Genomic DNA, 14,457 nt, shown 5'->3' on the forward strand with positions numbered 1-14,457 from the left:
CCACGACATCCAACTTCAGCAGGAATCCTGCTCGAACAGCGCAATTGATTCCACATGGGTGGTGTGGGGAAACATGTCCATCACACCCGCGCGCACAAGGCGATAGCCGTTGCGCACCATGACTCCGGCGTCCCGCGCCAGCGTCGCCGGATTGCAGGACACATACACAATTTTCCGGGCCCCAAACGCCGTCAGGTATTTGCAGATTTCCTCGGCTCCCGAGCGGGGCGGATCAATAAGGATCTTGTCGAAACCTTCCTTTGCCCAGCCCTGGCCGGTGAAGTCCCCGTGCAAGTCGGCACCGTGAAAAGCGACATTGTCCAGACCATTAAGTTCCGCGTTTTCCTGGCCACGAACCACCATGGCCTCATCGCCCTCCACACCAACAACCTGCGCGCCCTTCCTGGCCAGTGGAAGGGTAAAGTTGCCAAGGCCGCAAAACAGGTCCAGCACCCTCTCCTCTGGCTGGATATCCAGCCACTCGACAGCCCTGTGTACCATTGCCCGATTAATGCCTGCATTGACTTGGGTAAAGTCCATGGGATGAAACTTCATGGTCAGATCGAATTCTTCCAGCCGGTAGCTCAGGCGTTCATCATCCCGGCCGGCCGATTCCGGCCAGATCCGGTGCACGGTATCCGGCCCTTTGGGCTGCAGGTAAATATGCAAATCGTGGGCCTGACCAAAACCAATCAGTTTTCCCCGGTCACCCGCCGACAACTCATCCATGTTCCGGAACACCATCACCGCCACATCATCACCACAGGCCACTTCTACCTGGGCAATCCTGCTGTATGCGTCCAGATCGTGGAGCATATTGCGCAGGGGCAGCACCCGCTCACCGATGCGCGGATCCAGCACAACGCAACGATCTATATCCGTCAGGAAGCTGTTGCGCTTCTCCCTGAACCCCACCAGAACGGACTCCCTGGCCTTCACGTAACGAACTCCCAGCCGCGCCTTTCGGCGATAGCCCAGGCTGCTTTCCGAGCGCAGGGGTTCGACCCACTCTTCAGGTTCAATGCCCCCGAAATGAGCAAAATGTTCACGCAGGGTGGTTTCCTTGAACCGGATCTGGGCGTCGCCGCTCATGTGCTGAAGGCTGCAGCCCCCGCACAGGTCGGCGAACTCGCACGGCGGTGTCTGGCGCTCAGGCGCTGCTTCCAGCACCTGCTCAGCGCGCAGCTCATCAAATTTGCTTCGGCTGGACACCACTTTGGCCATCACCGTTTCGCCGGGCAGGGCTCCATCCACAAACTGGATTTTTCCGTCCTGACGGGCGATACCCCGGCCGTCGTGGCTCAGAGTTTCAATTTCACAGCGCACGGGCTCTTTGGGAAGAACCTTCCTGCGTCGTCTGCTCATATTCGGATCTCTTAGTAAAAACGAATTCAGGCGCCGGGAAACACTCCGGTCGAAAGGTAGCGATCGCCGCGGTCACAGATAATGGCCACGATAATGGCATTTTCAACCTGCTGCGACAGCTTCAGCGCGGCGGCAATGGAACCGCCCGAGGAGACTCCGCAAAAGATACCTTCCCGGGAGGCCAGCGCCCGCATGGTGGTCTCGGCCTCTTCCTGGCCAATGTCCAGTACCTGGTCCACCCGGGTGGCGTCGTAAATTTTCGGCAGATAGGCTTCGGGCCAGCGCCGGATTCCGGGGATGGAGGCACCCTCTTTCGGTTGCAGGCCAATAATGCGGATATCCGGGTTGCGTTCCTTGAGGTACCGGGAAACGCCCATGATGGTGCCCGTGGTGCCCATGGAACTGACAAAATGGGTGACCCGCCCCCCGGTCTGCTCCCAGATTTCGGGGCCGGTGGTGCGGTAGTGCGCCAGTGGGTTGTCCTGGTTGCTGAACTGGTCCAGCACCTTGCCCTTGCCTTGCGCTTCCATCTTCAGTGCGAGGTCACGGGCAGTCTCCATGCCCTCTTCTTTGGTGACCGTGACAATCTCCGCGCCGTAGGCACGCATGGAGGCCCGCCGCTCCTCACTCATGTTGGCAGGCATGATCAGAACCATGCGGTAGCCCTTGATTGCCGCAGCCATGGCGAGTGCTATACCGGTATTGCCGCTGGTCGCCTCGATCAGGGTATCTCCCGGTTTGATCTCACCGCGACGCTCGGCCTCCTGAATCATGCTGATGGCCGGGCGATCCTTCACCGAGCCGGCAGGATTGTTTCCTTCCAGCTTGGCCAGAATGATGTTGCTGGTCTCACCGGGGAGACGCTGCAGGCGAACCAGAGGGGTGTGCCCGACATAATCTTCAATGGTGGGAAAATGCATATGATAACCCTATGGTACACTTTTGGCTTCGCATGATACGCGTTATCGCTCCGGTCTCCCAATACAGCTTCTCGCTATATCCATGACCGGCGGCTATATCCGCCAAGAGATTTTCGCGGTATGCCGGGACTGATACCACAGCTATCAGCACCCGGATCATCTATGCTTAACACGGAAGTTTTCCGTACTTGCTTACGGTCACAGGCAATAACTCAGGAACACGGTATGCGACGTTGGGGTATTCGCAAGAAAGTTTTGGTGGTAACCCTGGTTCCCACCTTACTGACCACCTTGATGCTGGGGCTGTTTTTCACCTACAGCTGGGTCACCAATATTGAGAGCCTGCTCTGGGACCGGGGCGAATCACTGTCGCGCCAGTTGGCAGCAGGCTCGGAATACGGTCTGTTCACCGCCAACCGTAGCCTACTCAGCAGCCTCTCCAATGCCCTGCTTGAAGAACAAGACGTTCGCTCAATCACCTTTTTTGGCAGTGACGGCTCACGCCTGCTTCACACGGGGCCAGGCAGCTCCGACACCGTGAAAACCGAAAAGCTGAGCGCGGAGCCCGCAACACGAATCTCCCGGGATAACAGCACCCGCTTCATTACTCCGGTTTTCCTTCAGGACCTGATGATCGAGAGCATGATGGACCCGGATGCCCGCCAGTCCATGGCCGGCCTGCAGGAACCCCTGGGATGGGTTGTTGTGGAGATGTCCCACATCCGAACCGAGAAGGAAACCTACAAGGCACTGCTGATTTCCCTGCTGCTGGTACTCGGTGGTGTAATCCTCAGCATGGCCATTGCCCTGAGGCTCAGCCGCGCCTTCACCAACCCGGTATTCGAACTGAACGAAGCGGTTGCCAGACTCAAGGAAGGAAAGCTGGATACCCGTGTGTATACCAGAGCCGGTCCTGAGTTCGAACAACTTGAATCAGGGCTCAATGCCATGGCCGGGGAGCTGAGCAAGGCCCAGGCAGAGATGCAGCAAAACATTGACCAGGCCACCGAAGACCTGCGGGAAACCCTGGAAACCATCGAAATCCAGAACATTGAGCTGGACTTTGCCCGGAAAGAGGCTCTGGAGGCGAGCCGGATCAAATCGGAATTCCTGGCCAATATGTCCCACGAAATCCGCACGCCACTCAATGGCATCATCGGTTTCACCGAACTGCTTCTGAAAAGCCCGCTGCCGAGACAGCAGAGGGACCACCTGAGCACAATCCGGAAATCCTCGGAAATCCTGCTGACGATCATCAACGATATACTGGACTTCTCCAAGATCGAGGCCGGAAAGCTCATTCTCGATCGGGTCCCGTTCCAGTTAAGGGATATCGTCGAGGAGGTCATGGTGATGCTGGCACCGGCGGCCCATGCCAAAAACCTGGACCTGGTGCCCCTTGTCTATAACGACGTGCCGGACAACATCATGGGCGACCCATTGCGGGTCAAACAGGTCCTCACCAACCTGGTCAATAACGCCATCAAGTTTACCCAGACGGGTGAAGTGGTGCTCCGAGCAAGCCTGGAAGACGAAGAGAAAGACACCAACCGAGTCACCCTTCGCCTTAGCATTTCCGATTCCGGCGTGGGCCTTTCCCGAGCTCAACAACAATCCCTGTTCAATGCCTTCAGTCAGGCGGACGCGTCCACTGCCCGCCAGTATGGCGGTACCGGCCTCGGCCTGGCCATATCCAAGCGGCTGGTCGAGGAGATGGGCGGTAAGATCGGCCTTGATAGTGAACTGGGCAAAGGTTCGACCTTCTGGTTTACCCTGACATCGGAGCTGGCAACCAGCGGTGAAGCCATCGCACCAAGAGATGCGTTGAGGGGCGAACGGGTAATTTACCTGGAGCAACAAAAAACCACGGGGCTGGCAGTAGAACACCTGCTGCGCGACTGGGGCATGGTGGTTGATCGCGTGGCTTCGCCCGGAGCTCTGCAGGAGCAGATCGAGGAAGCCCAGAAAAGTCAGTCCGGGTATGCCGTGGCTATTGTTGGCATTACCCGTCATCTGCTCAACTCCAGCCAGTACTGCGGGCTGGTACGCACCCTGGAAATCGAACGGGACTGCCGGGCGCTGCTGTTGACACCAACTCTGGAAAACCACGACACCCCACTCTCGACGCTGGCCAGCGGTCACCTGACCAAACCGGTGTGCCGGGACGCCCTTTACGATGAGCTGTTGCTTCTGGTACATGGCATCGACTCGGTGGGGCGCACCTCTGTGGAATATGAAACTGCCGAACAACGGCTGTCCTCTGGCAATGTGCCCAGAGTGCTCGCCGTCGATGACAACGACGCCAACCTGAAACTGGTCCTTACACTGCTAGGCGACTGCCAGCTCGAAGCCGAAGGGGCATCCAGCGGGTTTGAAGCCCTTAGTAAGGCGAGGCAGAAACCCTTCGACCTGGTCTTCATGGATCTTCAGATGCCCGGAATGGATGGTGTGGAGACGACAGCCAGATTACGGGAGATGGATACCGGCAATCACCGCACGCCGATTATTGCGCTGACAGCGCATGCTCTCGCCGACGAACAGGAAAGGCTGACCAGGCAGGGCTTCGACAGCTACATGCCCAAACCCATTAGCAGTAGCCAGCTCACCGAGATCATTCACCAGTACACTGGATATGTCTGCCCGAGCATGACCGGCACAGGACGCACCCGGATCCCGGAAGTCCGGGACACGCGCCGCGCCCTGCGCCCGTCAACGCGTCAATTGCAACAGGACTGCGTGAGTGTTGACGAGAGCATTCAGTTGGCGGCCGGCAAAGCGGACCTGGCCGAGGAACTGTTCAGCATGCTGCTGGAGCAAGTCCACGTCGATCTGCCGCGGGTATCCGAATTTTGGGAGAAACAGAGCATGGATGAGCTGCTGGAGTGCGTTCACAAACTTCATGGCGCTTCCCGCTACTGCGGTGTTCCGGAAATTCGAGCCGCGGCCAACCGGCTGGAAACAGCCATCAAATGCTCCGCACCGGATATGGACCAACAAAAAGATCAGTTTCTTTCCGCCATGGAACGCCTGCAGATCTGGAGTGAGCAGACCGACTGGCAACAGCTGTTTCGCGAACGGCACCCGGCGGCCAAAACGTCCTGAGGCCGCCCGATCAGGCCCGGCCCCGGGCCTGATCAAGAATGACCTTCATATCGCGGACGGCCTCTTTCAGGCCGGTGAAGACGGCGCGGGCAATAATGGCATGGCCAATATTCAGTTCATTGATGCCCTGAATCGCAGCCACCCGTTCAGTGTTGTGATAGTGCAGGCCATGGCCTGCGTTTACAATCAGCCCCTTCTTGCGCGCATAAGCGACAGCATCGGCGATGGTCTTGAAAGCGGCATCCTCGGCCTCGGCATTCCTGGCCTCAGCATATTCGCCGGTATGCAGCTCCACCACCGGGGCGCCGCAGCGAACCGCCGCATCAATCTGCACCGGGTCTGGATCAATAAAGAGTGACACCTCGGCGCCAATCCGGGCGAGTCGCTCGCAGGCCTTCGCCACTCGGGACTCCTGGCCATCGACATCCAGGCCACCTTCAGTGGTCAGTTCTTCCCTTTTTTCAGGGACCAGACAAACGCATTCGGGGCGCACCTGCTCTGCAAACGCCAGCATGGCATCGGTAACGGCCATTTCGAGGTTCATCTTGGTCTGCAGCACTTCTTTCAGGAGCAGCACATCCCGATCCTGAATATGGCGCCGGTCTTCCCTCGGATGGATAGTGATGCCATCAGCACCCGCTTCCTCTGCCATCAGCGCCGCCTGAACCGGGTCTGGATACCGGGTTCCCCTCGCCTGCCGCAGGGTGGCAACGTGATCAATATTGACGCCAAGCAAAACTCTAGGATTCATGTGATTCTCCCCGAAGGTGAGTGAAAAGACTGCGGCTATTCAGGGGACGTCCCTGCAGAAGGTAGTCAGTGAGTACCCGCATAATCCGCTTGGACACCCGGCGACAGGTCTCGGATTGAAAATCCCCCCGGGCCAGACCTAACAGCACCTCTCCCGGAAGATTTTGCAGGCGTACTCCGGGCGAGACCCCGGCCACAATGCCCTGCTCGGGATCATAACAATACTGCCGGCCGGCTTCGACGGACTGCCCCGTGTCTGTGGCGATATCCCAGGCAAAGCCGTAGCCCATGGCTGAGGCGAACGCCAGTTCGAAGTGCCGGAGCACCGGCTCAACATCGGTCGTGCCGGACAGCTGGCCGATAGCATCGATGTAGGCCGCAAACAGGGTCGGATGTGGATCAAAAGCCGGAAGAACCCGCTGCAGCAGTTCATTCAGATAAAGACCACTGTACAGGGAAATGGTCCGGGTCAACGCCGGGCCACTGCACACATCCACCTGGGTGAGAGTTTTCAGGTCGCCCCGGCCCACCCAGTCCATAACCAACGGCTGGAAAGGCTGAAGCTGGGCTTTCAAGGGACTTTTGGCGCTGTTGGCGCCCTTGGCAATCACTGTGATGCGGCCGTAATTCAGGGTGAACACATCAACCATGAGGCTGGTTTCCCGCCATGGGCGACGGTGAAGGGCATAGGCGGGCTCCTGCAACTCAGGCCCTTTCATAACCGCCTCAGAGGTCGTTCATGCCCAGGCTCTTGAGGGCCCGGTCGCTGTCAGCCCAGCCACGCTTTACCTTCACCCAGAGCCGCAGCATGATTTTGCTGTCGAACATACGCTCCATATCCGCACGCGCCTCCTGACCGATACGGCGCATCCGCTCGCCCTTGTCCCCGATCATGATTTTTTTCTGACCTTCACGCTCTACCAGGATGAGCGCAGAGATGTGCAGGGTCTTGCCCTCGCGCTTGAACTCCTCAATTTCAACCGCTACCGAGTACGGCAGTTCTGCACCCAGTTGCCGAGTGATCTTTTCCCGAACGATTTCGGAGGCAAGAAAGCGTTCGCTGCGATCGGTGATCTGGTCATCCGGGTAGAAGTGAATACTCTCCGGCAGGAAACGACCCACCGCTTCTTCAAGAGGCTTCAGGTTGGTTTCTTTGAGGGCTGAAAGCGGAATAATCTCTGCGAATTCGCGCTTTTTCGAGACCATATCCAGGTGGGGCAGCAGGCTTTCCCGCTTCTCGATCTTGTCGACCTTATTGACCGCCAGGATAACCGGGCATTTCAGCTTGCTGAGTTTCTCCAGCACCATTTCATCGGCGGTGGTCCAAGCCAGCTGATCCACCACAAAAACCACGACATCCACGTCAATTAATGCTGAGGTGGCCGCCTTGTTCATGTAGCGATTCAGGGCCCGGGGCTCTTCTTCGTGCATGCCCGGCGTATCGACATAAATCGCCTGGACCGGGCCGACGGTCTTGATGCCGAGCACCTGATGCCGGGTGGTCTGGGGCTTGCGGGAGGTAATACTCAGCTTCTGCCCGAGAATATGGTTCAGCAGCGTGGATTTACCCACGTTCGGGCGGCCGACGATGGCCACAAAACCGCAGCGACTGTCCGGGTTCTCCGGACGGGTGATCTCATTCATTACTGGTTCTCCACGCCCAGCTCTTTCAGGGCGTTACGGGCTGCCTGCTGCTCGGCCACACGGCGGCTGCTGCCGGTCCCGGTGGTTTTTCGATCCAGAGAAGGCAGCGCACAGGATACATTGAAGGTCTGGTTGTGGGCTTCGCCGTCGACAGAAATGACATCGTACCGCGGCAGCGGAAACTGCCGGGACTGAAGGTATTCCTGCAGACGGGTTTTCGGGTCTTTCTGGGTATCCTGAATGTCGAGCTTCTCCAGCCGGTGTTCGAACCAGCGCAGCACCTGTTCACGACATGTGTGAAAATCGCTGTCCAGATAGATGGCACCGATGATGGATTCCACCGCATCCGCCAGAATCGACTCCCGCCGAAATCCACCGCTCTTGAGCTCTCCGGAACCCAGGCGCAGGTAATTGCCAAGCTGAAACTCCCGGCCAATTTCCGCCAGCGTGACACCCTTGACCATGCGGGCACGAAGCCGGCTTAGCTGGCCTTCCCGAGCTTTTTCAAAATGAAGGAACAGGTATTCTGCAATGACCATGTTCACAATGGAATCACCGAGGAACTCAAGGCGCTCGTTATTCTGGTTCCCGTAACTCCGGTGGGTAAGCGCCAGCAAAAGCCGCTCCGGCGATTGGAACTGATAGCCGATGCGGCGCTGCAACTGATCCAGATCCGGCTGTGAACTCACTTGCCCTTCATCTCATATTCATGCTTGAAGTGGACGACCGTATCCACGTTGCTGAAAAGGTTATTACGCACTTCGTAATCAACCTTTATGACAACAAGTTCGCCGTCTTTTTCAACAGAAATGTTTTTGGCATCAAAACCCCGGACATTGTTCACACTGAGGCGCTTGTTCATCAGAGTGCGTACCTGCGCTGGCCCCATCTTCGAGAGGCCCTCGGTGCCATCAAGGCTTTCCAGCGCCTCCTGAATGGTGATGTCATCAAGGTAAGCGGGACCGAGCTTGATCACTAAAGTCAGCAAGCCACCAAAAAACAGCACCATAACCATCATCGTCAGTGCCGAAGCACCGCCTTGACGGCCCATGCCGGAAAGATTGTTTTTCTTCATTATGCCTGCACTCCAGATTGTCCGAGTTACTCGATTCCGCCCACACGATCAAAGGATGGCAGACTGGTTAGGGATTTCCAGTGCATCCATATAGCAAAGGCCTTGCCGACTACCAGCTCGTCAGGGACCATGCCCCAGTAGCGGCTGTCATTACTGTTATCGCGATTATCGCCCATGACAAAATAATGGCCCTCGGGCACCTGCCACTCCCCTTCACCACTTCCACCGGGGCGGCCAAGCGTCAGGTAGATGTCGTGTTCAACCTCGCCCAGATCTTCCCGGCGCAACTCCATGGGCGGCAGCCTTGCGATAAATCGGCTCTCCACACGCTCGCCATTGATAAACAGTTGCTTGTCCTGATACCGGATACGATCGCCTGGCTCTCCAATGACCCGCTTGATGTAGTTGGTCTCGCCATCTTTCGGATACTTGAACACCATTACATCGCCCCGCTGAGGATCATCAACGGTAAGGACTTTGGTGCCCGCGACGGGCAACCGAAGCCCGTATGCGTACTTGTTGACTAGAATAAAATCGCCAACCTCAAGGGTTGGCAGCATGGAGCCGGACGGAATCTGGAACGGTTCCACCAGAAAGGACCGCAGCACCAGAACAATCGCCAGCACCGGGAAAAAGGAGCGGCTGAGATCAACGAGGTACGGCTCTTTGGGTTCTTCTGCCTCACCGGCTGAGCCACCTGCGTCGTTATCTCCGGCACGGGATCCAGCTAGGCGACGCTCCCGAAGAAACAGCTTGTCCGCCAGCCAGATCAGACCCGTTGCGAAGGTCAGTACCACCAGAACCAGGGGGAAATTGATATCCATCCAGGGGGCCTTTTAGTTATCGACTTTCAGTACAGCAAGAAACGCTTCCTGAGGCACCTCGACATTACCCAGTTGCTTCATGCGCTTTTTACCTTCTTTCTGCTTCTGCAGCAGTTTCTTCTTCCGGCTGACGTCGCCACCGTAACACTTTGCGGTTACGTTCTTACGCAACGCCTTCACCGTAACCCGCGATACCACCTGGTTTCCGATGGCTGCCTGAATGGCAATATCAAACATCTGCCGCGGGATCAGTTCCTTCATCTTCTCGATCAGCTGACGCCCCTTGCGATGCGCCTGCTCCTTGTGAACGATCAGCGCCAGCGCATCTACTCGCTCACCATTGATCAGCACATCCAGCCGCACCAGATTGGCTTCCTGAAAACGGGTGAAATGGTAATCCAGTGAAGCAAAGCCACGGCTGGCAGACTTGATACGGTCGAAGAAATCCATGACCACCTCCGCCATAGGCAGCTCATAGGTCAGCTGAACCTGGGTCGACATGAAGTGCATGTTCTTCTGAACGCCCCGCTTCTCTTCACACAGGGCAATCACGTTACCGAGATGCTCCTGTGGCACCAGAATGTTCGCTTCCACCATCGGCTCTCGCATTTCTTCAATAGAGCCAATATCCGGAAGGCTGGATGGGTTGTCCACCGACAAGGTCTCACCCTGCTTGGTAAGCACCTCATAGATCACCGTGGGGGCGGTGGTAATCAGGTCGATGTCGTATTCTCGCTCCAGCCGCTCCTGGATAATTTCCATGTGCAACATGCCGAGAAAACCGCACCGGAAACCAAAACCAAGGGCGTCCGAGCTCTCTGGTTCGAAGAACAGGGAGGCGTCGTTCAGGGTCAGTTTCTCCAGCGCATCCCGGAAATCGTTGTAGTCGTCCGCACTTACCGGGAACAGACCGGCGTATACCTGCGGCTTGACCTTCTTGAAACCAGGCAGCATGGGGGTTTCAGCAGCGAACTTTTGGTGCACGATGGTGTCGCCCACCGGCGCACCATGAATATCCTTGATACCGGCCACGACAAAGCCGACGTCGCCGGCCTCCAGCACATCCGTATCAGTTGGCTTGGGGTTGAAAATCCCGACCTTATCCGCGTTCCAGGCTTTACCGGTTGATTTGATGACAATTCTGTCGCCCTTTTTCAGGGTTCCTTCGGTCACCCTGACGAGGGACACAACGCCCAGGTAATTGTCGAACCACGAGTCAATGATCAGCGCTTGCAGCGGTGCACTGCGATCACCTTTGGGCGGTGGAATCTTCTTGATCAGGTCTTCCAGCACATCTTCAACGCCTAAGCCACTTTTGGCGCTGCAGCGCACGGCGTCCGACGCCTCGATACCGATGATGTCCTCAATTTCCGCAGCCACCCGCTCCGGTTCGGCCTGGGGCAGGTCCATTTTGTTCAGGACCGGCACTACTTCCAGCCCCTGTTCAATGGCGGTATAGCAGTTGGCCACCGACTGGGCCTCAACACCCTGCCCGGCGTCCACCACCAGCAATGCGCCCTCGCAGGCGTAAAGCGAACGTGACACTTCGTAGGAAAAATCCACATGGCCCGGGGTGTCGATAAAATTCAGCTTGTATACCTGGCCATCCCGGGCCTTGTAATTAAGCGTGACACTCTGGGCCTTGATGGTAATCCCTCGCTCACGCTCAAGGTCCATGGAGTCCAGGACCTGCTCGGCCATTTCACGGTTGGTCAGCCCACCACAGAGCTGAATAAAACGGTCTGCAAGCGTGGATTTACCATGGTCGATGTGGGCGATAATGGAAAAGTTACGGATTCGGCTCAGTTCAGTCACAGACAATGAATACTCAGTTAAGACGAAGGATTGAGCCCGGAGAGGCCACTACCCGGATCCGGGAACGGCGTGATTTTACCGGTTACCGGCCGCCATTGCCATGATCAGGAAATCAGCGGCCTCTCGTACTGCCGGATCAGGAAGCCGATCAGGGCATCCTCGTCCAGGGGGTAACTGAACAGGTTGCCCTGACACTGGGCACAGCCGTGGGATTTCAGGAAACTCAGCTGCTGCGGCGTTTCCACTCCTTCGGCCACTACCGTGAGGTGGAGCTTGCGGGCCAGGGCAATGACAGCCGAGGCAACATCGGTGGCGCTTACATTGTAAGGGATATCACGAATAAAACGGTGGTCGATCTTGATTACATCCAGCGGCAGTTGTTGCAGCGCGACCAGTGAACAGGGGCCGGCGCCAAAGTCATCGAGAATCAGGCACACGCCCAGATCGTGGAGCGAAACCAGCAGCTCGCGCAGCATTCGCGGGTCTTCGTTGAGAAGCTCGGCCGGCATTTCCAGCTCCAGCTGTTCGGGCGACACGCCTGTCTCGGTAATGACCTGCCGGATCATATCCAGGAAGCCGGAGTCTGTCAGCTGGCGCACCGACAGATTCACCGCCATCTTGAGGGACTCAAACCCAGCCCGTTCGAGAGCCTGAACCTGGATACAGGCCTGGCGAAGCGCCATCTCGCCGAGACGCACAATCAGGCCCGTTTCCTCTGCCAGTCCGATAAACTGCTGGGCTGATACCAGCCCTTTATCGGGGTGGTGCCAGCGCAGAAACGCCTCCACCCCGATCACCTGCTCGCTGGCCAGATCAATCTTGGGCTGATAGTGCAGCACGAAACGCTCACCATCCAGAGCCGTTGCCAGCTCCTCCTGCTGCAGCAGCCGCCGGGCAGCCTTGATATTCATTGCGGGCGTGAAGAACTGGAAGGTATTCCGGCCCAGCTCCTTGGCCCGATACATCGCCAGGTCAGCGTACTTCATAAGGGTTCCGGCGTCCTCACTGTCGTGAGGGATCATGGTAATGCCGATACTAACGGTGATCCCGACCTCATGATCGTTAAGACGGATACGCTGGCACAGGCTGCGCAGAATGGTCTCTGCCACCTTGCCCGCGGCGTCCGGACCGCTGATCCGGGACAGCAGGACAACAAATTCGTCCCCTCCAAGCCGGGCGACCGAATCCTCTTCACGAACGCAGCCCACCAGCCACTGGGCCACTTGGCACAACAGGTCATCGCCGGAATCATGCCCAAGGGTGTCATTGATGCGCTTGAATCCGTCCAGATCCAGGAACATCAGGGCGGCCGGCTCCCCGCTGCGACGACTGCGGCTCACCACATGATTGAGACGATCCCGGAACAGCTGCCGGTTAGCCAATCCGGTCAGGGGGTCGTAGAAGGCCAGGCGATGAAGCTCAGACTGTGCAGCCTTCAACTGGGTCAGATCACGAAGGCTCAGAACAACACCATTAACCCCGGGCACCGCCAGCATGGCGGTGAAAGTGCCTTCCATATCCCGCCACCGGCCCTCGGCATCACGAATACGGACACGGATAACCGGCATCTGCTTGCCCGGCGCGTTCACAGAATCGTCAAAGCCTTTTTGTAGCTGGGGCCAGTCATCCCCATGAACCAGCTTTTCAAAGTTCAGCGCCTGCACCTGATCCGGCTCAAAACCAAGAATATCGAGACTGGACGGGCTGGCATAGAGCGGCTGTCCGGCTCGGTCCATCACCAGCGTGACATTGGCAGCCCCCTCGGTAATGGCCCGGTAGCGGCCGGCACTCATATGGGCCATCAGCCGAGAGCGAATCAGAGCCAACACGAACAGGAACAACAACACGCCGATGACCAGTCCTGTGCCAAGCACAATGGGTGGCCGCGGATCCGATGCCAAAAAATCGAATGCGGGGGTGGAACGGGTCTGCAGTAACCATTCACGCCCTCCATGGCTGATTGTCTGGCTCATCTCGAAACTGAATTGGTTATCAAGCGAACCCAGATTGGAGCCGTACATCAGGTTCTGCCGCTCCGCCACCCCGGCGTCATAGATCCGGACATCGAGAAATGGCGATATCAGGCCAACAATCCCGTCAATCAGGTTGTTCATGCGGAACGCACTGAACACGTAACCCGCCAGCATCATGCGACGCTCGGCCCGGATCTCGGGAACATCGCCGCCCTGAAAGACGGGGTAATACATCAGAAAGCTTGCCTGGTCCTCTCCGAGCTCCTCCTGAACCAGGACTACTTTGGCAGTCACGGTGGGGACAGCGTCGTCACGAGCCCGCTCCATGGCCCGACGATGGATCGGATCACTGAAGGCATCGTAGCCCAGGGCCCGGCGATTACGCTCGGTTCCCGGTTCCAGATAGACCATGGGATAGTAATACGGACCGTTTCCTAGCGGCTTCACGAGATAGTTGTGAACACCCTCGGCCCGCACGGATGAAATGTGATCGGCCATCTGCCGCACGCCAATCCGACGGACATAGCCAATACCCTGAATGCCGGGGTAATAACGGTTGATATCGACCTTGTCGACGTATTCCCTCCACTGCTCCCGGGACACATCACCGGCCACGGCAAAAAGCCCGGCGCTTCCAGCCAGGACCTGTTCATAGTTGAGGAGGCGTTCTTCGATGGCCGATTTCAACTGCAGTGACTGAGTGCGGAATCTGGCTTCGGTGCGGTCTTCAACAAGCCTGATGGAAACCTGCCAAAGTAGAACAGTGACCGCTACCGCCACTGCAAAAATCATCCACGCAACCCAGGCATTGCGAAATTCCAGCAGCTTACGGAGGGAAAGTTCCTGTCTGTTCATCATGCGTCCTGGTCCGTTCCATGGCCACTCGTTATTATTGATGATGGGGAGTATAACAAAAGCCCCCGGGCGTGTCGTTTTCAACACGCCCGGGGGCTTTTCGGGACTGCCTGGTGTTCAGTCAGTGGCTTCCG

Annotated in this window: 11 protein-coding genes; 1 reads left to right on the forward strand and 10 read right to left on the reverse strand. The window is 57.4% G+C overall.

All coding sequences use genetic code 11. The annotated features are described in order from the left end of the window. Positions 1 to 15: 15 nt before the first annotated feature. Together rlmD and cysM are read right to left on the reverse strand one after the other, a co-directional pair. The gene (gene rlmD, locus ACN0XM_RS05330; protein WP_417565883.1) at positions 16 to 1,365 is read right to left on the reverse strand and encodes a 23S rRNA (uracil(1939)-C(5))-methyltransferase RlmD; all 1,350 of its coding nucleotides are present in this window, start codon (positions 1,363 to 1,365) and stop codon (positions 16 to 18) included. A gap of 26 nt (positions 1,366 to 1,391) precedes the next feature. Beyond that, positions 1,392 to 2,285, reverse strand: coding sequence for a cysteine synthase CysM (cysM, locus tag ACN0XM_RS05335; protein ID WP_417565884.1), 894 nt, complete (start codon positions 2,283 to 2,285; stop codon positions 1,392 to 1,394). A 225-nt stretch (positions 2,286 to 2,510) separates the two neighbouring features. On the opposite strand from cysM, the gene ACN0XM_RS05340 reads away from it, so the two are divergent. After that, positions 2,511 to 5,387: an ATP-binding protein gene (locus ACN0XM_RS05340; RefSeq protein ID WP_417565885.1), complete on the forward strand. Its 2,877-nt coding sequence runs from the start codon at positions 2,511 to 2,513 to the stop codon at positions 5,385 to 5,387. A gap of 10 nt (positions 5,388 to 5,397) precedes the next feature. Here ACN0XM_RS05340 and pdxJ read toward each other — a convergent pair whose 3' ends face one another. The 8 genes from pdxJ to ACN0XM_RS05380 form a co-directional block, all read right to left on the reverse strand. Next, complete coding sequence (gene pdxJ / locus ACN0XM_RS05345; protein WP_417565886.1) at positions 5,398 to 6,138, reverse strand: pyridoxine 5'-phosphate synthase; 741 nt, start codon at positions 6,136 to 6,138, stop codon at positions 5,398 to 5,400. Then, positions 6,128 to 6,856, reverse strand: a complete 729-nt coding sequence (recO, locus tag ACN0XM_RS05350) for a DNA repair protein RecO (protein ID WP_417565887.1) — start codon at positions 6,854 to 6,856, stop codon at positions 6,128 to 6,130. Before recO ends, pdxJ begins: the two co-directional genes overlap by 11 nt. 7 nt (positions 6,857 to 6,863) lie before the next feature. Next, the gene (gene era / locus ACN0XM_RS05355; protein ID WP_417565888.1) at positions 6,864 to 7,781 is read right to left on the reverse strand and encodes a GTPase Era; all 918 of its coding nucleotides are present in this window, start codon (positions 7,779 to 7,781) and stop codon (positions 6,864 to 6,866) included. Continuing rightward, the gene (rnc, locus tag ACN0XM_RS05360) at positions 7,781 to 8,470 is read right to left on the reverse strand and encodes a ribonuclease III (protein WP_417565889.1); all 690 of its coding nucleotides are present in this window, start codon (positions 8,468 to 8,470) and stop codon (positions 7,781 to 7,783) included. Before rnc ends, era begins: the two co-directional genes overlap by 1 nt. Next, the gene (locus ACN0XM_RS05365; RefSeq protein WP_417565890.1) at positions 8,467 to 8,856 is read right to left on the reverse strand and encodes a DUF4845 domain-containing protein; all 390 of its coding nucleotides are present in this window, start codon (positions 8,854 to 8,856) and stop codon (positions 8,467 to 8,469) included. The genes rnc and ACN0XM_RS05365 overlap by 4 nt, the downstream gene beginning before the upstream one ends. 26 nt (positions 8,857 to 8,882) lie before the next feature. Then, on the reverse strand, positions 8,883 to 9,680 hold the full coding sequence (lepB, locus tag ACN0XM_RS05370; RefSeq protein WP_417565891.1) for a signal peptidase I: 798 nt from the start codon (positions 9,678 to 9,680) through the stop codon (positions 8,883 to 8,885). Between the two features lie 12 nt (positions 9,681 to 9,692). Then, on the reverse strand, positions 9,693 to 11,495 hold the full coding sequence (gene lepA, locus ACN0XM_RS05375; protein WP_417565892.1) for a translation elongation factor 4: 1,803 nt from the start codon (positions 11,493 to 11,495) through the stop codon (positions 9,693 to 9,695). 104 nt (positions 11,496 to 11,599) lie between these two features. Then, positions 11,600 to 14,326: an EAL domain-containing protein gene (locus ACN0XM_RS05380; protein ID WP_417565893.1), complete on the reverse strand. Its 2,727-nt coding sequence runs from the start codon at positions 14,324 to 14,326 to the stop codon at positions 11,600 to 11,602. Positions 14,327 to 14,457 lie beyond the last annotated feature (131 nt).

This window comes from Marinobacter sp., assembly GCF_048269445.1.
Classification (GTDB): Bacteria; Pseudomonadota; Gammaproteobacteria; order Pseudomonadales; family Oleiphilaceae; genus Marinobacter.

What these genes read in the sequence shown, in the direction of transcription:
- rlmD (WP_417565883.1), bottom strand. Translation starts at nt 1,365, where the DNA reads ATGAGCAGACGACGCAGGAAGGTTCTTCCCAAAGAGCCCGTGCGCTGT.
- cysM (WP_417565884.1), bottom strand. Translation starts at nt 2,285, where the DNA reads ATGCATTTTCCCACCATTGAAGATTATGTCGGGCACACCCCTCTGGTT.
- ACN0XM_RS05340 (WP_417565885.1), top strand. Translation starts at nt 2,511, where the DNA reads ATGCGACGTTGGGGTATTCGCAAGAAAGTTTTGGTGGTAACCCTGGTT.
- pdxJ (WP_417565886.1), bottom strand. Translation starts at nt 6,138, where the DNA reads ATGAATCCTAGAGTTTTGCTTGGCGTCAATATTGATCACGTTGCCACC.
- recO (WP_417565887.1), bottom strand. Translation starts at nt 6,856, where the DNA reads ATGAAAGGGCCTGAGTTGCAGGAGCCCGCCTATGCCCTTCACCGTCGC.
- era (WP_417565888.1), bottom strand. Translation starts at nt 7,781, where the DNA reads ATGAATGAGATCACCCGTCCGGAGAACCCGGACAGTCGCTGCGGTTTT.
- ACN0XM_RS05365 (WP_417565890.1), bottom strand. Translation starts at nt 8,856, where the DNA reads ATGAAGAAAAACAATCTTTCCGGCATGGGCCGTCAAGGCGGTGCTTCG.
- lepB (WP_417565891.1), bottom strand. Translation starts at nt 9,680, where the DNA reads ATGGATATCAATTTCCCCCTGGTTCTGGTGGTACTGACCTTCGCAACG.
- ACN0XM_RS05380 (WP_417565893.1), bottom strand. Translation starts at nt 14,326, where the DNA reads ATGATGAACAGACAGGAACTTTCCCTCCGTAAGCTGCTGGAATTTCGC.